This is a genomic window from Acinetobacter calcoaceticus ANC 3811 (assembly GCF_000399665.1).
Taxonomy (GTDB): domain Bacteria; phylum Pseudomonadota; class Gammaproteobacteria; order Pseudomonadales; family Moraxellaceae; genus Acinetobacter; species Acinetobacter calcoaceticus_B.
In genome coordinates, this window is the sequence record NZ_KB976986.1 from 3,446,938 (window position 1) to 3,464,584 (window position 17,647).

18 protein-coding genes are annotated in these 17,647 nt (G+C 39.7%); 12 read left to right on the top strand and 6 right to left on the bottom strand.

Annotated features, from left to right (window positions below; genetic code table 11):
* Positions 1 to 233: 233 nt before the first annotated feature.
* From F935_RS17425 to F935_RS17450, 6 genes are all read left to right on the top strand, one after another.
* Complete coding sequence (locus F935_RS17425; protein WP_080645648.1) at positions 234 to 443, top strand: hypothetical protein; 210 nt, start codon at positions 234 to 236, stop codon at positions 441 to 443.
* 90 nt (positions 444 to 533) lie between these two features.
* A complete protein-coding gene (locus F935_RS17430) occupies positions 534 to 1,352 on the top strand; it encodes an ABC transporter ATP-binding protein (RefSeq protein ID WP_016140089.1) in 819 nt (272 codons plus the stop codon).
* Entirely contained in the window at positions 1,349 to 2,128 is a 780-nt protein-coding gene (gene mlaE, locus F935_RS17435; protein WP_005038455.1) for a lipid asymmetry maintenance ABC transporter permease subunit MlaE, read from the top strand. Before F935_RS17430 ends, mlaE begins: the two co-directional genes overlap by 4 nt.
* The gene (locus F935_RS17440) at positions 2,128 to 2,811 is read left to right on the top strand and encodes an outer membrane lipid asymmetry maintenance protein MlaD (RefSeq protein WP_016140090.1); all 684 of its coding nucleotides are present in this window, start codon (positions 2,128 to 2,130) and stop codon (positions 2,809 to 2,811) included. The genes mlaE and F935_RS17440 overlap by 1 nt, the downstream gene beginning before the upstream one ends.
* A gap of 26 nt (positions 2,812 to 2,837) precedes the next feature.
* Complete coding sequence (locus tag F935_RS17445; protein ID WP_016140091.1) at positions 2,838 to 3,479, top strand: MlaC/ttg2D family ABC transporter substrate-binding protein; 642 nt, start codon at positions 2,838 to 2,840, stop codon at positions 3,477 to 3,479.
* 10 nt (positions 3,480 to 3,489) lie between these two features.
* Entirely contained in the window at positions 3,490 to 3,777 is a 288-nt protein-coding gene (locus F935_RS17450; protein ID WP_016140092.1) for an STAS domain-containing protein, read from the top strand.
* 73 nt (positions 3,778 to 3,850) lie between these two features.
* On the opposite strand, the gene F935_RS17455 is transcribed toward F935_RS17450, so the two are convergent.
* A complete protein-coding gene (locus tag F935_RS17455) occupies positions 3,851 to 4,864 on the bottom strand; it encodes a CorA family divalent cation transporter (protein ID WP_004789661.1) in 1,014 nt (337 codons plus the stop codon).
* Positions 4,865 to 5,022: 158 nt separating this feature from the next.
* Between F935_RS17455 and F935_RS17460 the strand changes: the two genes are divergently transcribed.
* Both F935_RS17460 and F935_RS17465 read left to right on the top strand, forming a co-directional pair.
* Positions 5,023 to 5,604 (top strand): LOG family protein, encoded by a 582-nt coding sequence (locus tag F935_RS17460; RefSeq protein WP_016140093.1) that lies wholly within the window; start codon positions 5,023 to 5,025, stop codon positions 5,602 to 5,604.
* A gap of 14 nt (positions 5,605 to 5,618) precedes the next feature.
* On the top strand, positions 5,619 to 6,017 hold the full coding sequence (locus tag F935_RS17465) for an NUDIX hydrolase (RefSeq protein WP_016140094.1): 399 nt from the start codon (positions 5,619 to 5,621) through the stop codon (positions 6,015 to 6,017).
* Positions 6,018 to 6,022: 5 nt separating this feature from the next.
* On the opposite strand, the gene F935_RS17470 is transcribed toward F935_RS17465, so the two are convergent.
* Together F935_RS17470 and recG are read right to left on the bottom strand one after the other, a co-directional pair.
* Entirely contained in the window at positions 6,023 to 6,652 is a 630-nt protein-coding gene (locus F935_RS17470) for a ComF family protein (protein WP_016140095.1), read from the bottom strand.
* Complete coding sequence (gene recG / locus F935_RS17475) at positions 6,645 to 8,690, bottom strand: ATP-dependent DNA helicase RecG (protein WP_016140096.1); 2,046 nt, start codon at positions 8,688 to 8,690, stop codon at positions 6,645 to 6,647. The genes F935_RS17470 and recG overlap by 8 nt, the downstream gene beginning before the upstream one ends.
* Positions 8,691 to 8,710: 20 nt before the next feature.
* Here recG and F935_RS17480 point away from each other — a divergent pair, with 20 nt between their 5' ends.
* Positions 8,711 to 9,526, top strand: a complete 816-nt coding sequence (locus tag F935_RS17480) for an NAD(P)H-binding protein (RefSeq protein WP_016140097.1) — start codon at positions 8,711 to 8,713, stop codon at positions 9,524 to 9,526.
* A gap of 79 nt (positions 9,527 to 9,605) precedes the next feature.
* On the top strand, positions 9,606 to 10,592 hold the full coding sequence (locus F935_RS17485) for a putative solute-binding protein (RefSeq protein WP_016140098.1): 987 nt from the start codon (positions 9,606 to 9,608) through the stop codon (positions 10,590 to 10,592).
* A 46-nt stretch (positions 10,593 to 10,638) separates the two neighbouring features.
* Here the strand turns inward: F935_RS17485 and plsB are convergent, their stop codons facing one another.
* Complete coding sequence (gene plsB / locus F935_RS17490; RefSeq protein WP_016140099.1) at positions 10,639 to 13,212, bottom strand: glycerol-3-phosphate 1-O-acyltransferase PlsB; 2,574 nt, start codon at positions 13,210 to 13,212, stop codon at positions 10,639 to 10,641.
* Positions 13,213 to 13,488: 276 nt separating this feature from the next.
* Here plsB and F935_RS17495 point away from each other — a divergent pair, with 276 nt between their 5' ends.
* Together F935_RS17495 and F935_RS17500 are read left to right on the top strand one after the other, a co-directional pair.
* Positions 13,489 to 14,361 carry an acyl-CoA thioesterase gene (locus tag F935_RS17495; protein WP_003653674.1) on the top strand — a complete coding sequence of 291 codons (873 nt, stop codon included), beginning with the start codon at positions 13,489 to 13,491 and terminating at the stop codon, positions 14,359 to 14,361.
* A 108-nt stretch (positions 14,362 to 14,469) separates the two neighbouring features.
* Positions 14,470 to 15,735, top strand: coding sequence for a dicarboxylate/amino acid:cation symporter (locus F935_RS17500; protein ID WP_016140100.1), 1,266 nt, complete (start codon positions 14,470 to 14,472; stop codon positions 15,733 to 15,735).
* A gap of 48 nt (positions 15,736 to 15,783) precedes the next feature.
* Here the strand turns inward: F935_RS17500 and F935_RS17505 are convergent, their stop codons facing one another.
* On the bottom strand, positions 15,784 to 16,734 hold the full coding sequence (locus F935_RS17505) for a metal-dependent hydrolase (RefSeq protein WP_080645649.1): 951 nt from the start codon (positions 16,732 to 16,734) through the stop codon (positions 15,784 to 15,786).
* Positions 16,735 to 16,857: 123 nt separating this feature from the next.
* The gene (gene yihA, locus F935_RS17510; RefSeq protein ID WP_016140102.1) at positions 16,858 to 17,634 is read right to left on the bottom strand and encodes a ribosome biogenesis GTP-binding protein YihA/YsxC; all 777 of its coding nucleotides are present in this window, start codon (positions 17,632 to 17,634) and stop codon (positions 16,858 to 16,860) included.
* Positions 17,635 to 17,647 lie beyond the last annotated feature (13 nt).

Genomic DNA, 17,647 nt, shown 5'->3' on the forward strand with positions numbered 1-17,647 from the left:
AAACCACGTGGTGAACGTCCAGCGTTCGGCGGTGGTGATGATCGTCCAAAACGTAGCTTTGGTGGTGAAGATCGTCCGCGTCGTAGCTTCGATGATAAACCGCCGCGTCGTAAATTCGACCGCTAATCAATATTTAGTTTGAAAAAAAGGCCAGTAAAAATACTGGCCTTTTTTATTTTTCAGTTTTGTTATAAACTAACAAAATGTGAATTGGTTCAATTTTTTATTAAATAATGCGTAAAAGTAAGCGAAAAGAAACAATAATGGCACAATTGAAGAACCTTTTGGTTCAGCGTGGTTTGCCTTATCTTTTTATTGCACTCGTTTTGTGTAATGGTGTTTACTTCGCCTACGCTTTTATAAATGGAAGTTCTGTTGAGCAATTCCAAGCTTCTGAATTGACCTCTTTTTACGAACATACCTCTTCTATTTCTATAAAATAAGTTAGATTTGCTTTTGTTAAAATTACAACAAGTTTGCTAATTTTCAGTGTTATAGTATGCGTGCATAAAAGTGCAGGAACGATTGCCATTATGAATAATAAAACTCCTCTCTCGACTCAACCGCTTATTGAAGTGAAAAACTTGAGTTTTAATCGAGGGGAACGCGTCATTTATGACAATATTAGTTTAAATATACGTCGAGGCCAGATTACGGCCATTATGGGACCTTCTGGTACAGGTAAAACAACTTTATTACGTCTGATTGGTGGACAGTTAGTTCCAGATCAGGGGGAAGTTTTACTTGACTCTAAAGATATTGCCAAAATGTCTCGTCAGGAACTGTTTTCAGCCCGTGCACGTATGGGAATGTTATTTCAGAGTGGCGCTTTATTTACGGATATGTCCGTTTATGAAAATGTGGCGTTTCCAATCCGAGCGCACACAAAGCTTCCTGAAAATCTCATTGCTGAACTGGTTGCATTAAAACTTGAATCAGTAGGTCTACGTGGTTCTGAACAATTAATGCCGACAGAACTTTCAGGTGGTATGAATCGTCGTGTGGCATTGGCTCGCGCGATAGCACTTGATCCCGATTTAATCATGTACGATGAACCTTTTGCTGGTCAAGACCCAATTGTGAAAGGTGTTTTGACACGTTTAATTCGTTCACTACGTGAAGCGTTAGATTTAACAACAATTATTGTTTCGCATGATGTCGCAGAAACATTATCGATTGCTGACTACATCTATGTGGTAGCTGAAGGAAAAATTCAGGGAGAGGGTACACCTGAAGAGTTGCAAAAATATGCTTCTCCATTTGTACACCAATTCTTAACAGGTTCGGCAGAAGGACCAGTTGAATACCAGTTTAGTCATCAAACTTATTTAAATAACGAGGTTCGTCCATGAATACGATTGCCTGGTTAGGTAGACTCGTTATTGAGCGGATTCGAGGCATTGGTGCTGCGGCACATATGCTCTTGCAGATTATTTTTTCATTTCCTACCAAGGGTGGTTTTGGTCGTTTTGGTTACCAAATGCACCGCGTAGGTGTGATGTCCTTACTTATTATTACTGTTTCTGGTTTGTTTATTGGTGCGGTTCTTGGCTTGCAGATGTATAGCATTTTGGTCACTTTCGGTGCTGAGTCGATGTTGGGTACAGCGATTTCGTTAACACTACTCCGTGAGCTTGCTTCTGTGGTTGCTGCATTGCTATTTGCAGGACGAGCAGGTTCTGCATTGACTGCCGAAATTGGTTCAATGAAGCAAAGCGAACAGCTTGCCAGTATGGAAATGATTGGTGTTGACCCTTTAAAGCAAATCGTATCACCACGTCTTTGGGCAGGTATTGTCAGTTTGCCAATGTTAACTGTGATATTTGCAGCCATTGGTATTATTGGTGGCAAGATGGTCGGTGTTGACTTTTTAGGTGCTGATGAAGGCTCCTTCTGGAGTGGTATGCAAAATACAGTGCGTTTCTGGCATGACATTTTCAATGGCACGATTATTAAAAGTATTGTTTTTGCTTTGATTTGTACATGGGTTGCCGTATATCAAGGATATGCGTGTGATCCGACACCAGAAGGCATTGCAACGGCAATGACCCGGACGGTTGTGTATTCTTCATTATGTGTTTTAGGTTTTGATTTCGTGTTGACTGCGGTCATGTTCGGAGGGATTTAATGAAATCACGTAGTAGTGAACTGGCCGTTGGTGTCTTTGTTATTATCTTCGGTATTGCATTGTTTTTTTTAGCGATGAAAGTCAGTGGTCTTGTTGGTACGAACTTAAGTGATAGTTATACCATGAAGGCTCAGTTTGATAACGTCAATGGGCTAAAGCCGCGCGCTAAAGTAACGATGAGTGGTGTTACAATTGGTCGTGTTGATTCAATTACGCTTGATCCGGTTACGCGTTTGGCTACCGTAACATTTGGTTTAGATGGAAAGTTGACAAGTTTCAATCCTGAACAATTAAAAGAAGTTCAGAAGAATGCGCTGGAAGAGTTGCGTTATAGTTCAGATTATACGCAGGCTTCTCCAGAGCAACAAAAAGCAATGGAACAGCAACTGACCAGTAACATGACCTCCATCACCAGTATTGATGAAGATGCTTATATAATGGTAGCAACCAATGGTTTGTTGGGTGAGAAATATTTGAAAGTTGTACCTGGTGGTGGTGTGAACTACCTCAAACGAGGCGACACAATTTCAAACACTCAAGGAACTATGGATTTAGAAGATTTAATTAGTAAATTTATTACTGGTGGCGGGGCTGGTAAAGTTGCTGCCGGTTCAAGCTCAACAGAAGCAAGTGCTCCTGCAAGCACTAATAAAGATAGTGCTCAAGCATCATTTGTTGAGTAAAAGATTATTTGAAGGAGTGGTTCCTGGTGAATACGTTGTTTAAACAAACCCTGACAGCAAGTCTTTTGTCTACCATGATTGTCGGTTCAGCATTTGCTGCGCCTTCAGAAGCACCACCTGATTTTATCAAGCGTGTTGCTGATGGTTTGATTACTCGTTTAAAAGCTGATCATGCAAAATTGCAAAGTAATCCAGCATTGGTGAAGTCTATCGTTCGTCAGAATTTAGACCCTTATGTTGATTCACAAGCATTTACACGCATTGTAATGGGTACTTATGCAACAAATCAGTATAGTACAGCAGCGCAACGTGCTCAGTTTGAAACGAACTTCCGTAATACATTAATTGAAAATTACGGTACTGCATTTGCTAAATATACGAACCAAAGCTATACCATGCGTCCTTACAAGGCAACTGCGGGTAAAAACCCAGTAGTGACATTGGACTTTAGTCACAACGGTGACAAAATTCCTGTGTCTTTCCAGTTGGCTGATAAGGGTACTCAGTGGAAAATCCGTAATATCAATGTTTCTGGTATTGATTTAGGACTACAGTTCCGTAATCAGTTTGCTGCAACAGTGAAACGTAATGGCGGCGATTTGAATAAAGCAATTGCAACCTTCCAACCGGATGCAGATGCTGCTGTTAATCAGAACAAACAAAAATAGTAGGTGACGAGTGATTCAGTATCTCAACCAACAATTGGTTGTTTCGGGAAAAATTGATTTTGAAAATGCGGAACAGCAGTATCAAGCAGGTTTAGCTATCATCAAGAAGCAGCAAAGCTTTCCTCTGGTGGTAGATTTAACAGAGCTTGAGCATGGCAGTACCTTGGCATTGGCTGTTTTAGTTCAATGGTTACGAGTGACTCCACAAAAAGCTGGTTTGCATTTTAAAAATGTACCCGAAAAAATGCTGAAGATCATTCAAGCCTGCCATTTGCAGGAAGATCTACATTTGATCTGATATGCAAGATATAAAAAAAGCACCTATATTTAGGTGCTTTTTTATGCTTTGGACTAGCATTTTATTACAAAGCTTAAATCCATTTTTTCCAGCGGAAATAAATAATAGGGCCAATAAAGAAACCGATAATAATTAGTAAAACGATGATGAAACTAGTCGTACCGTGCGCAAAAGGTAATACATCTGTATTCATCCCATAGATGCTGGCAATAAGCATTGGAGGCGCCAACATACTTGGCAAGATCGAGAATCGACGGATCGTGTCATTCTGCTCGGTATTAATGAACCCAGACGTCGTATCAAGTAAGAATCGTACTTTTTGGAATAAGAAAGCATCATGTTCTACGAGTGAGCGAACATCTTCACTCAGTTCTCGAATATCAGCATCGTAAATATGACTGCCTAATGCGCGCGGACGTGATAAAAAAGTAAGTACACGTCGCAAATCAATTAAACAGAGCTGCGCTTTTCCTAGCATATCTTCTTGTTGAGCTAGGCGCGTAATCATGTCATCAAGATCTAGAATTTGCTCACGTTGGTGATTGTTAAGAACCTCTGTCGAGTATTTTTCTAAATCTTTGTGGATATCTTCTAAGATATCCGCAAGCTCATCAAGTTTTGCCTCAAGAAGGCCCAATAAAATCCATGTTGGATCTTTATAGTCCATATCATAGTCATTTCGGCGAGCGCGCGCACGAAAGGCACGAAAAGCAACTAACTTTTCTCCCCGCATCGTAAAGAGACGGTCTTTATGTAAAATAAATGCAACCGTTTGCACCATCGCTAAAATATGTGATGAGTCTTCTGCGTCACCATCCACTTGATAGTTTTTATTTTTCGTTAAAAAATAAGTACTGATATGCAAAATACCATCATCATCACGGTAGAATCGTGCTGAGGATGAAATATCTTCAAGCGATTTTAGTGTAGGTAAATTTTGGTCATAGGCATCTAGTACCCATTGTTGCTCTTCTTGCGAGGGTGCAATAAGATCAAGCCAGACTAATTCGGGATGTAGATCAAATCCACCATTGATGGTGGCATCTTCCAGACTTCCGCGTTCTGTGGCATAAAAGGCTTCAAGCATGTGTCTTTTTTCCTCACGCAGTCTGATGGAAATGGATGGGTGTATTTTAGACAAGGATTTGCCGAAAAACACTTGCTAATACGCTATTTTGCAAAAAAAAACTCTATCGATAGTTTAGTTTGTCAGCATGACAGTTCAATAAAACGGTTTTTTACACTATGAATTCAATTTGTATTTTCTGTGGTTCATCTCTTGGTTCAAACCCAATTTTCCAACAAGTTGCCAAAATTACTGGTGAGGCTATCGCAAAACAAGGTAAGACCTTGGTTTATGGCGGTGGTCGCTCAGGCTTAATGGGCGTTGTCGCTGACAGTGCTTTGCAAGCAGGTGGGCAAGTCATTGGCGTGATTCCTCGTGCTTTGGTCGATCGTGAGTTAGCTCATCCGGGCTTAACCAAATTATATGTGGTCGAAAATATGCATGAGCGTAAAACCAAAATGGCAGACCTCTCCGATGGTTTCATTGCTTTACCTGGTGGTGCGGGTACATTGGAAGAAATCTTTGAACAATGGACGTGGGCGCAATTAGGTATTCATCAAAAGCCATGTGCTTTCTTAAATGTAGCTGGCTTTTATGAAGATTTACTTAAAATGATTCAAGGGACGGTAGATAATGGATTTAGCCAAGCACGGTTCGTTGATAAATTGATCGCATCAGACAAAATTGAAGATATTCTTCAACAATTTGAGCAATACCAGGCTCCTGCTCCCAAATGGATAAATGCAGATGTTCAACCATAAACGAGGTTAAATAAGTGAAAACAATTACGGTCGCTGCTGCAGTGATCTTGAACGAGCAAAATCAGTTGTTGCTCGTGAGAAAGCGTAATACTCATGCTTTTATGCAAGTGGGTGGCAAACTGGAACCCAACGAGGCACCAGATGTCACAATGCAGCGAGAAATTTTAGAAGAAGTTGGAAGTTCTTGTGTAATTGAACAATTTCTTGGTCGTTTCGAAACAGCAGCGGCGAATGAGCCAGATCATATTCTGGTCAGTCATTTATATCTTGTTCAGCTTGATCAGGCACCTAAAATTGCAGCCGAAATTGCAGAAATGAAATGGGTAGACTTGAATGATTCAGAAACGCACCTCGCACCATTAACCCGTGAAATTGTTATTCCTTGGTGTGAGCAGCATCTATCTACGGTTTAATCATTTTAACTGGTCAAAGTTGCCGCTAGACAAGCGGCATGGATGGATGTGCAGCCTAATTGTTTAAGTGCTTGACTGAGCGCATGAATAGAGCTTCCAGTGGTTATTACGTCATCAATAATAAGAACACGGCGATAACGCCGTTTTTCTTGAGTAAGCGCAATAAACTGTTGTTCAATGTTCTCAAAGCGTTCCAGTCGAGAAAGCCCTTTTTGCGAATGCTCAGCAAGACGCTGAACTGGCTGCCAAACAGGTATTTTTAATTGTTTGCTTAAAAGATTTGCCAGTAGCAACGACTGATTAAAGCCACGCTCGATTAAACGTTGATTGGAAATAGGCATAGGCACAATAGCCTGTACTTTGGGAAATTTTAACTGCTGTAAAATTTCACCTAACAAGATTTCATAATGTAATTTTTGTTCATACTTAAACTGCTGAATGATTCGGCTAACTGGATAAGCATAATCACAAGCCACAAGAACTAATTGATCATTGCGTTGAATTGTTTGTTTAAGCCAAGGTAACTGCTTCCAACAATCCTTACAGAGCGAATATTTTTCTCGTACGCCTGACTCACATAACAAACAAGGTGAGAGTAATTGAATAAGATGCTGTGGATTTAAGAAACTAAACATATGCGTAGCGAGGCGCTTCTGGAAGCCAGCGTTTTAATAATGCATCTGCTTGTTCTGGATAATCTTTTAAGACTTGCTGAGCTACATAATGAGCTTGACTGAGTAAGTGATCATCTCGCTCTAAACGAGCAACTCTAAACCCCATATCCCCAGTTTGTTTAGTACCTAGTAATTCACCTGGTCCGCGTAACTCAAGATCTTTTTCTGCGATCACAAAGCCATCGTTACTTTCTCTTAATATAGAAAGTCTCTCTTGCCCATTTTGTGAAAGAGGTGTTTTGTATAAAAGTACGCAAAAGCTGGCTTGAGCACCTCGACCTACGCGACCGCGTAACTGATGTAGCTGAGAAAGTCCTAAACGTTCGGCATTTTCAATGACCATAATAGAAGAGTTGGGAACATCTACCCCAACTTCAATTACCGTGGTTGCAATAAGAAGCTGTAACTCATTATTTTTAAACGCTTGCATGACCGACTGTTTTTCGTCAGCTTTCATTTTGCCATGCACTAAGCCAATATTAAGTTCAGGAAAGCGCTCTTTCATTTCTTGATAGGTGGCTTCGGCGGCTTGAGCATCTAAAGTTTCAGACTGTTCGACCAGTGTACATACCCAATATGCCTGTTTTCCATCTCTACAATTCGAAGCAATTCGTTGAAGTACTTCTTCGCGACGATCAAGTGGAATCGTAACGGTTTGAATTGGAGTACGGCCCGGTGGTAACTCATCAATAATTGAGGTGTCTAAATCACCATAGGCACTCATTGCCAGTGTTCTTGGAATAGGAGTGGCTGTCATAACGAGTTGGTGCGGGGTGAACTGCTCAGCACCTTTATTACGTAGAGCTAAACGCTGATCTACGCCAAAACGATGCTGTTCATCAATAATTACCAGACCTAATTTTGCAAATCCAACGCTATCTTGAAATAAAGCATGTGTACCAATAATAAGTTCAGCGTGACCTTCTTTAATTTGCTGCTCTGCTTGAGCACGGGCTTTACCTTTTTGTTTGCCAGACAACCATGCGACAGTAATGCCTAAAGGTTCAAACCAGCGCTTAAAATTCAGATAATGCTGTTCTGCAAGAATCTCAGTCGGGGCCATTAATGCAACCTGCCAATCAGCTTCTAGAGCATGGCAAGCCGCTACAGCAGCAACTAAGGTCTTTCCAGCGCCTACATCGCCTTGCACTAATCGAAGCATCGGTTGGTTCTGCTTCAAATCATTTAAAATTTCTTTAGATACACGCTTTTGTGCATTGGTCATTTGAAAAGGTAAAGCTTCTAAAAGCTTTTTAGCTAATATTTTACTACTTGAAAAAGCTGGAGATGCAATTTGACGAATATAAGCACGGCGATTAAGTAAACTAATTTGGTGTGCAACCAGTTCTTCAAAAATAAGTCGTTGTTGGGCTGGGTGTGAACCTTGGGCCAACTGGAGCATATTGGCATCAACAGGAGGCTCATGAATGTAATACAGAGCCTCTTTAAGTGCATAGCCATTGGTGTATTGCTTAGGAAGTAGCTCTGGTAAGGCATCACTATGATGCTTTAAAGCTTGTTTTACATATTCACGTAATTTGGGTTGAGTCAGCCCATCCGTACTTGGGTAAATTGCTGTAAGCTGAGTTTTTGGTAGAGGTGTATGTTCATGAATGAGCTGAATTTCGGGATGATACATCTCAAGGCCGCGAGCGCCGACACGAACTTCACCAAAAATACGTAAGCGATGACCCGGTTTTATTTTGTCGGTTAGGTTTTTATAAATATGATAAAAGCGTAAGGTAACTTTACCGAATTCATCTTGAACCAAGGCCGCCATAGATTTTCGTTTTCCCGGAGGGAAGTCAATTGATCTGACCTCACCTTCGAGTAAATAACTACGCCCAACCACAAGTTGATTCATTGCAATAATTGTACTGCGGTCTTCATAATCACGTGGCAGATGAAACAGTAAATCATCTGTGGTAAAAATATTTAGTTTTTCGAGCAGGGCTGCTGAAGCCGATCCAACGCCTTGTAACTGATGGACTGAAGTCATGTCCCCTCAACGAGTATTCTATGCATATATTATTTATCGGTTATGGTAAAACATCTCAGCGTGTTGCTAAACAACTATTTGAGAAAGAACATCAAATTACCACAATCAGTCGTAGTGTAAAAACGGATAGTTACGCAACACATCTTGTTCAAGATATCTTTAAACTTGATTTAAGTAAAATTGAACCTGTGGATGTCGTATATATTTTACTTTCTCCAAACGAGAGTACGGTTGAGGGCTACCAACATACTTATGTCGATAGTATTGAACCGATTCGAGATGCATTAAAAATACATCCAGTAAAAAAAATAATCGTAGTGTCGTCTACACGGGTATATGGTGAAAATGCAGGGGAGATCATTGATGATTTTAGTGAAATTCAGCCAAATGACGCACAAGGCCATATATTGCGTAATATGGAACTCCTTTGGCAAAAACACTATCCAGCACAATGTGTAATTGTTCGCCCAACTGGGATTTACGGAACCTCAGTTGCCCGTTTAAAGAAAATGGCTGAAAATAGTCAAAGTTATCCAAATATACATTTTAGCAATCGAATACATATTGATGATTTAGCAAGATTTTTGGCTTTTATGGCCGACTATGAAACTCATCAAGCGAGCTATATTGTAACTAATAACCAGCCATTGCCATTGCATGAAGTTCTAGTCTGGTTTCAAAAACAATTGGGATTACCAGAGTTAACTTTAGAATCGAACCAAACTTCAGGTAAACGAATTTATGCGAAACATTTGCCTGCAACGGGTTTTCAGTTAGAGCATCCAATTTGCTTTAATGACTATTTATTATGTTTAAATGTTCATAGCACTAAATAAAATTTTGATTAAACTTTAAATAAGAACATAAATACCTGATGAGGCAGTCAAATTGCCGATAAAGATAAAAAGGTTGAAAGTGAAAAAAATCTGTTTAGCTCTTATTTTGAGTGTAACAGCTGTTGCGAGTTGGGCCGAGGATCAAGTGTGGTGTGCATATGATCCGATTGGTTCCCAAGGGGATATCACACGTCGTTTAAATGACATTCGGTTATATGCTGCACAGCAATATCAAGTCAACTTTAAAGTGGTGACCTATCAAAAAGAACAACAGGCCATCCAAGCTTTTGATGATGGAAAATGTTCAGGTTTAGCGGCATCTAATTTTAATACTTATCGTTATAACCAGTTTATGGGAAGTACCGCTGGTATCGGGCTTATTCCTAATAATCGTACTGCGAAAAGCTTATTACAGCTTTTGAATCATCCAACAGTCGAAAAAAGATTAATTTCTAAGGACTATGAAGCGGTAGGGATGATTCCTATTGGCACAGCCTATATGGTCCTAAAAAATAAGAAAATCTCTAAAGTTGCTCAATTAAGAAATCAGCGTATTGGCGTGTTACCAAATAACCCACCACAACAAGCATTGGTACGAAGTGTGGGTGGTCAGCCCGTTTATGTTGATTTATCTAATGCGATTGTGCAGTTTAAGCAAGACAAAATCGATATTGTTCCAGCTCCCATATATGGACTATTACCATATAACTTACAAAAAGAATTTGGACCCGATGTTCAAGTGATTAACTTTCCTTTGGCATATTTTGGCGTCAATTTAATTATTAAGCCGCAAGCATATCCTGCTAATTTTGGCCGAAAAATTCGAGGATGGTTTGTTCAAAATAGTCAATTACTGACTAATCGTGCAACCCAATGGGAAAATCATTTACCAGCCTATTACTGGGTAGACGTTTCTTTTTATGAAAAGCAGAGCTATGACGTGATGGTTGCAAAAATACGTAATCAGTACGTTCTTTCAGGTTATTACGATGCTTATTTTGTTCAACTTATGAAGCGTCTACGTTGTATGGATGATCCACGCTATTTTGAATGCCCAATTCGCTAATAAAATAAAAGGCAACCGAAGTTGCCTTTTATTTTGAATAAAAATCTTAAGATTTTTTACGTTTCAAACGTCGTTTTGCTTGTTGAGATGCCATAGCTTCAAGAGCATCTTTCAATTCTTCGTCGGTAAAGGTCGTGATGTGCTGCAACATTTGTAAGGTTACTTCATCAAGTACCAACTTTGCGCCAGCAGCCATTTGACGGAAATTATCATCAAACTCAATTTGGCCTTGGTCATTGGTACGAATATAATTTTGCTGTGTAAGTACTTTTAAAAAGCTTTGGAATAAAGATTTGTCGAAGAACTCTGGCGAATTAAATTCATATAGAACTGATAAACGTTGTCCGAGTAAATGACTTAATTCTTCAACCTGTTTAGCAGAAATATTACCTGAACCACGTTGAGTAATGAGCGCAAGCGTCATGTAGTAACGCTCAAGACTTTGCTTAACAGGCATAGCTAAAACAACAAGCTGATTATGCTCTTCAGTATTTGGTGCAGAGCTAATCAAGTTACCTTCATCATCTTGCTGAATAAGGTTTGATTGAACCAATGCATTTGCATATTGCTCAATTTGTTCCTTAAGTTCGCTACTCTTCCATTTAAGGAATAATTCTGCTTTCAAGAATGGGTAGAGCGTATAGATGACATTGGTTAAATCTGAACGGCTGATTTTTCCATTGTGTTCAACCAATGATGCAACCAATGACGGTAAAACAAAGGCGTGTAAAATGTTATTACGGAAATAGGTCAGAAGAACAGCTTGGTTATCTTCAATCGCAATAATATCGCCGAGTGCATGCTGAACTCGTTTAATAAGTTTAAGCTTTAAACCATAAGCAATAATTTCTTTACCAGAAAGTGGCGTTACTTCCATACGTTGGTCATATGGGAAGTTTGATGCTAGATCGCGGTAAGCTTCAAGCTGCTTAATACAGATTTCTTCATCAAGCGTATGCTTTGGAGTTGCAAGCAAAATAATAGAAAGTAAAGAGACAGGATTAATCACCACAGCTCGGTTAATATTTTCTAAAATTGCATGTGCAGAGCTATTTACGGCATCTGAAACTGCTTGAGGAATTGGGTCGTCATTTTTCTCAATAAAAACATTTTCTGCATTATGTTGCTTAAGCAGATCATCAAGGAAAACAGGTTCCCCAAAGTTCACGTGGACTTTACCGAAAATACGTTCAATTTTTCGTAAGGTTTTCACAATACCAAAAATTGATTCAGCTTCTTTCGGTTTACCTTGCATTTCGCCTACGTAGGTCGAGCCTTCCATCAGGCGTTCATAACCAATGTAGGTTGGTACAAATACAATTGGCTTTGTACGGCCACGTAAATGACTATGAACCGTCATAGCAAGCATGCCAGTCTTAGGCGGTAATAGGCGTCCTGTACGTGAACGTCCACCTTCAATAAAGTACTCAAGTGGTGTGTTACGTGACAAAATACTATATAAATATTCTTTAAATACCGTTGTGTAAAGGCCATTGCCACGGAAAGAACGGCGGATAAAGAAGGCACCACCACCACGTAAAAGCTGACCAACGAAAGGCAAGTTTAGGTTATCACCCGCAGCAATATACGGAACCATAAGGCCACGTCTATAAATCACATAAGACAATAATAAATAGTCGATGTGACTGCGGTGACAAGGTGTGTAAACCACTTCATAATCTTTTGCCAGTTCACGAACGGTACTGAAGTTATGCACATCTACGCCGTCATAAAGCTGGGTCCATAAGCGCGTTAAAGCAAGATCGGCAAAGCGGACTGCTGAGTGTGAATAATCCGATACGATTTCATTGACATAACCAATCGCACGACGTTCAGCTTCGAGCATACTGACTTTCCCGCGAATACTTTCACGGCGGATTGCTTCTTGCACATCGCGAGATTTTACAACCGACTGCATGACATTACGACGATCCGATAAATCGGGACCTAAGACCACTTCGCGTTGACGATCTAAGTAATCATTTAACGTACTTACAATATAAGTGGCAGGTGAAAGGTTTGGATAATGCTGTTGCGCATATTCAACCAATTCACGCAGCGATTGTGGTTCATGAAACTCTAAATAAGATTGGCGACCATGTAAGCCAATGTTGACCAATTGCTTAACAGTGCTTGGTGTAGCCCATGTATCTGAAAATAATAGCTTAAACCAAGAGTCTTCTTTGTCTGGTGAGCGGCCCCATAAAACGGTAACTGGAACAAGCTCTATATCAAGTTCAGGATTTTCTTGTAAGACTTCAATTAATTTTAATAAGCGTGGTGGAAAAGCATGAGGAGGCGGATTCAGTAAATTATTTTCATCATTGTGCTGTAAAAATAAAACTGATGCTTTTTCCTGATGAGTGCCAACAACTAATGGGTCTAACGCAGGTTTTAAATTTAAACGACGCGTTTCACCATCTACCACCAAAGCATTGCTTCGAGAATGGTTTTGTAAGACATAGCACACCACTTTTTGGCGGTCAGTCTTTGCTTCTGTTTCTATTGTTTCTGATACTGGTTCAGTAGGAACTTCCCCAAGAACATGTGGTGTTACCACGAGGTCAAGTAACTTACTCGAAAGCCGACGATACATTTGACCAAACCCACTCTTGGACATAAGAACTCCTACTTCTTAAAGACAAATCCCAGCACCAAATGCGGAGGGTAATTATTTTGAGGCATTTATTGAAAAAAACAATATGCTAATAGCTTATAAATTATAATGCTTTTGGCATATTTTATCGTTAAAAATCGTATTTTTAGCTGTTATATAAGCAATGTTCGTCAGAAGTTGACTGATTGTTCCATGTTCAAATAGTTTTTTATGGCACAATACATTATACACATCTGTCCTTTAATACGATTTTTTACCTGAAATATGAAGGTATCTCTCATGAATGCGTTAACCCAAGAACTAGTCGAGCTGCTCACTTTAGAAAAGCTAGAAGAAAATATTTACCGTGGCATGAGTCGTAATCTTGTTGGTAAACGTGTCTTTGGTGGACAGGTTTTGGGTCAGGCTTTACGTGCAGCATCTTATACAACTGATCGCCCAGCGCATTCTTTACATGCATATTTTTTGTATGGTGGTGATATTAATGCCCCAATTATCTATGAAGTAGACCGTTTAAGGGATGGAAAAAGCTTTGTAAGTCGTCAAGTTCGTGCGATTCAGCATGGACGAGTCATATTTTCAGCGATGGTTTCTTTTGCCAATCCAGAAGAAGGTTTGAACTATCAACATCAAGAACCTGAGTATCCAGCACCAGAAACGCTTAAATCTGAAAATGAGTTGAAACAAGGTATTCTAAACTTTGTACCTGAAAATGTACGTGCTAGTTTCATGCGTGAGCGTCATGTGGAAATTCGTCCAATTGATCCGGTAAACCCGTTTCAGCCGCAACCTGAAGCTCCCTATAATGCGCACTATATCCGCACCCATGACCGTATTCCAAAACAATTAGATGATATTGCCTTGCATCAAGCAATTGTTGCGTTTTATTCAGATTTTACTTTAATGACAACGGCTTTAAGACCGCATGGCTTGAGTTATATTTCTCCAAGTTTACAGTGTGCAAGTATTGATCATGCAATTTATTTCCACCGCCCATTGCGTGCGGATGAGTGGATGCTTTATGACATGGAAGCCACAGTGAGTGCGGCTTCAAGAGGTCTTAATTTTGGTCGTATGTGGCAAAATGGCCAACTTGTATGCAGTACGGTGCAAGAGGGTTTAATTCGTTTGCGGGAAATTGAAACCCAATAGACCTATTGAAGAGCTATCTAACCAGATGGCTTTTTTATTTTTAATGGGAACGATGTGACAAAAAATTGCTCGAATGAAAAGCAACCTCATGTCATATTGTAAATAGGTATGCCGACTGAAAAAAATAATGCTGATATGAACTTAAATACACAAATTCTGATTGCCGCCATTTTAGGTTTAGCCTTTGGTTTCCTACTCACAATATATCCAGATACAGCTTTTGTAAAACATAGTTTATATGGGCTTGGAATATTAAGTAGTGTTTTTATCGGGCTCCTTAAAATGCTTTTGGTGCCTTTAATTTTTAGTTCGATTGTTGTAGGTGTATCAAACCTACAAGCGGGTGGGCAGTTAGGGCCAGTCTGGAAAATCACATTTTTATGCTGTTTAACTACAACGACTTTAGCCTTAATTTTAGGCATTAGTTGTGCTCATTTATTTGAGGTTGGACGTGGCATAGATATTTCTATTTTCCAGACATCTATGCAAAATTATCAAGCACCAGATAGTTTAAACCCAGCAAGTTTTTTCACTAATTTTATTCAAAATACTTTAATCAATCCATTTAAAGCATTTAGTGATGGTAACGTTTTAGCCGTTGTGGTCTTTGCTTTATTTGTCGGTGTTGCTTTAGTGCAGGGTGGGGAACGTTTCAAAAGTATTCGTGTATTGAGTCACCAGTTCTTTGAAATGATGATGCTGCTCGTTGGCTGGGTCATGAAATTAGCGCCTTTAGGTATTTTCGCTTTATTAGCAAAGTTAATGGCAACGGAAGATATTTCAGTATTGAGTCGCTTGGCTGAGTTTGCAGTTGTTGTAACAGGTACAACCATTTTCCATGGTGCTGTTGTTTTACCGCTCTTACTTTGGATTTTTGGTCGCATGAGCCCTTGGACTTTTTTCAAAGGGACACGTACAGCGCTAATTACAGCATTTGCAACCAGTTCTAGCTCTGCCACGATGCCGCTTAGTATGAAGTGTGCGCAAGAAAACTTAGGTGTACGTCCTCAAACAGCGGGATTTGTTATTCCACTTGGTACTCAGTTAAACATGGATGGTACCGCTTTATATGAGGCGGCAGCTGCACTGTTTGTGGCAAATTTGGTGGGGCTAGATTTAAACCTGACACAGCAAATTATTGTGTGTTTAACAGCAATGATTGCATCACTTGGCGCACCTGGAATACCTAGTGCGGGCATGGTGACTATGATTATGGTTTTACAGTCGGTGGGTTTGCCAGCTGAAGCAATTGCTATTCTACTGCCAATTGACCGCTTACTAGATACGGTAAGAACGGTGGTAAATGTGCAAGGGGATATGATGATTAGTGTGGTTGTAGATCGCTATACGAAAGATAAAGATATCAGTGTCTAATATCTCGAAATAAAAAAAGCAGGATTTAAAATCCTGCTTTTTTTATTTTTAAGCAGCTTGAAGCTCTGCTCTTTTTGCTGCTGGAGATTGCGATAAATAGCTAACCGCATCTTCAGTGCTACCTTCTTTGACTGGATCATACCAAGGCATGAGGTAATCAATTTGCTGTGAAATAAGCCAAATTGGATTTGGTAGAACCTGATTATCTTTTCGGCTAATTTTGTACCATTCTAAGGCAACCCACACTGGGAAAAATCTAGATTTAGCCGCTTCTGAAAAGCGTGGATCTTGTTTCATGATGTGTGCAGCGCCATCTACCCATAAACCAAGTACCAGCACAATCACTGCAAGGCTTAAATAGTAGCGCGGAATATAGCCACCACCAAGATGACGATATAAATCAAAGGCTACGGTACGGTGTTCAATTTCTTCTGAACCATGCCATTTAACCAGATCGACCATTTCAGGGTCAGCGCCTAATTCTTCCCAGCGCTTGTTATATAGAGCATATTTACCTAACACACAGGTCATATGTTCAACAGTGGCAACAACACCTAAACGGAATAAATCCCATTGGCCTTGTAAGAAATTTGGAACTTCTTTATCAAAAGGTTTATCTGCCAAAGCTGTCGTAAATAAATAGTTCATAATGTCCAGATTTCTCTGGATATCAATATTACGTACGTTTAAATATTCTTTATTTGCAGAAGTGTGTGCATTGGCATGCATAGCTTCCTGACGGATAAATGCTTGTACATCCTGCTTGAGTTTTTCATCTGTGATTTGCGGTAAAACCTTGTTATACAAACGGCAAAACCAGAACTCACCAGCAGGCAAGATGTTATTAATTTCATTAATAAAATAACTTGCGAAAGGCTGATTAGGAATCCAGTCGACAGGGGTATCTTTCCAGTCAAATTTAACTTTACGTGGAAGAATTTTATAATCAATAGAAGAACCTAAAGCCTTGTTCTTCAAAAAAGATAACAATTTCATCATTTAGTCCTGATTTTTAACTCGATGAAGTTATAACGAGTATAAAAAAAGCCCCTACATTTGTGTTTAGCAATAGGGGACAATTGAGTATAAATTTAATGAAGAAATTGTATCTGTGAGGATAATTTAGCTTTCAGCATCCTCATCTGTCGCTTCAGGGATTGAATCGACATCAAATTCTGGCTGTTGATCTAGTGTGAAATGTAGACGCCCTGCCATAACACTTGCTAGCTCTTCTAAGCCTATTTTGTGAAGTGAAGAGAAAAGCTGAATAGAAAAATCAAGCTTCATTTTTTTAAGCTGTTGCTTAACTTCAAGCAATACTTTATTTGCAGGCCCGCGATTAAGTTTATCTGCTTTTGTTAATAGAATATGAACAAATAGATGACGTGAATAAGCCCACTCTAGCATCATCAGGTCGAAATGCTGTAGAGGGTGGCGAATATCCATAAGTAAAACTAAGCCTTGTAAGCTTTGGCGGTGGATTAGATAGTTTTCTAATTCTTTTTGCCACACCTTTTTCATATCTTCAGGTACAGCTGCATAACCGTAACCTGGAAGATCGACTAAACGCTGATCGGGATTGCCTAGACTGAAGAAGTTAATCATCTGAGTACGGCCAGGTTTTTTAGAGGCGCGTGCTAGTTGTTTCTGATTGGTTAATGCATTAATCGCACTAGACTTACCAGCATTTGAGCGTCCTGCAAAAGCAATCTCGTAGCCAGTATCTTCAACACAAAGTGCCAATTTAGGTGCACTCATTAGAAACTCAGCTTGGCGCAACCAGTTTAATGATTGCACAGCATAGGCTGTGATCGCCGGATCTGGTGCTTTTTCATAGCTGATCTTTTGCTTGGGTGCGAGTCTGGCTTTGGTGTCTTTCGATTTTTCACTACGACGCATAAAAAATAACTTT

Coding starts and splice junctions, on each gene's coding strand:
- F935_RS17505 (WP_080645649.1), bottom strand. CDS start 16,734: ATGATGAAATTGTTATCTTTTTTGAAGAACAAGGCTTTAGGTTCTTCT.
- F935_RS17440 (WP_016140090.1), top strand. CDS start 2,128: ATGAAATCACGTAGTAGTGAACTGGCCGTTGGTGTCTTTGTTATTATC.
- F935_RS17500 (WP_016140100.1), top strand. CDS start 14,470: ATGCCGACTGAAAAAAATAATGCTGATATGAACTTAAATACACAAATT.
- F935_RS17460 (WP_016140093.1), top strand. CDS start 5,023: ATGAATTCAATTTGTATTTTCTGTGGTTCATCTCTTGGTTCAAACCCA.
- F935_RS17425 (WP_080645648.1), top strand. CDS start 234: ATGCGTAAAAGTAAGCGAAAAGAAACAATAATGGCACAATTGAAGAAC.
- F935_RS17480 (WP_016140097.1), top strand. CDS start 8,711: ATGCATATATTATTTATCGGTTATGGTAAAACATCTCAGCGTGTTGCT.
- yihA (WP_016140102.1), bottom strand. CDS start 17,634: ATGCGTCGTAGTGAAAAATCGAAAGACACCAAAGCCAGACTCGCACCC.
- F935_RS17455 (WP_004789661.1), bottom strand. CDS start 4,864: ATGCTTGAAGCCTTTTATGCCACAGAACGCGGAAGTCTGGAAGATGCC.
- F935_RS17495 (WP_003653674.1), top strand. CDS start 13,489: ATGAATGCGTTAACCCAAGAACTAGTCGAGCTGCTCACTTTAGAAAAG.
- F935_RS17430 (WP_016140089.1), top strand. CDS start 534: ATGAATAATAAAACTCCTCTCTCGACTCAACCGCTTATTGAAGTGAAA.
- mlaE (WP_005038455.1), top strand. CDS start 1,349: ATGAATACGATTGCCTGGTTAGGTAGACTCGTTATTGAGCGGATTCGA.
- recG (WP_016140096.1), bottom strand. CDS start 8,690: ATGACTTCAGTCCATCAGTTACAAGGCGTTGGATCGGCTTCAGCAGCC.
- plsB (WP_016140099.1), bottom strand. CDS start 13,212: ATGTCCAAGAGTGGGTTTGGTCAAATGTATCGTCGGCTTTCGAGTAAG.
- F935_RS17470 (WP_016140095.1), bottom strand. CDS start 6,652: ATGTTTAGTTTCTTAAATCCACAGCATCTTATTCAATTACTCTCACCT.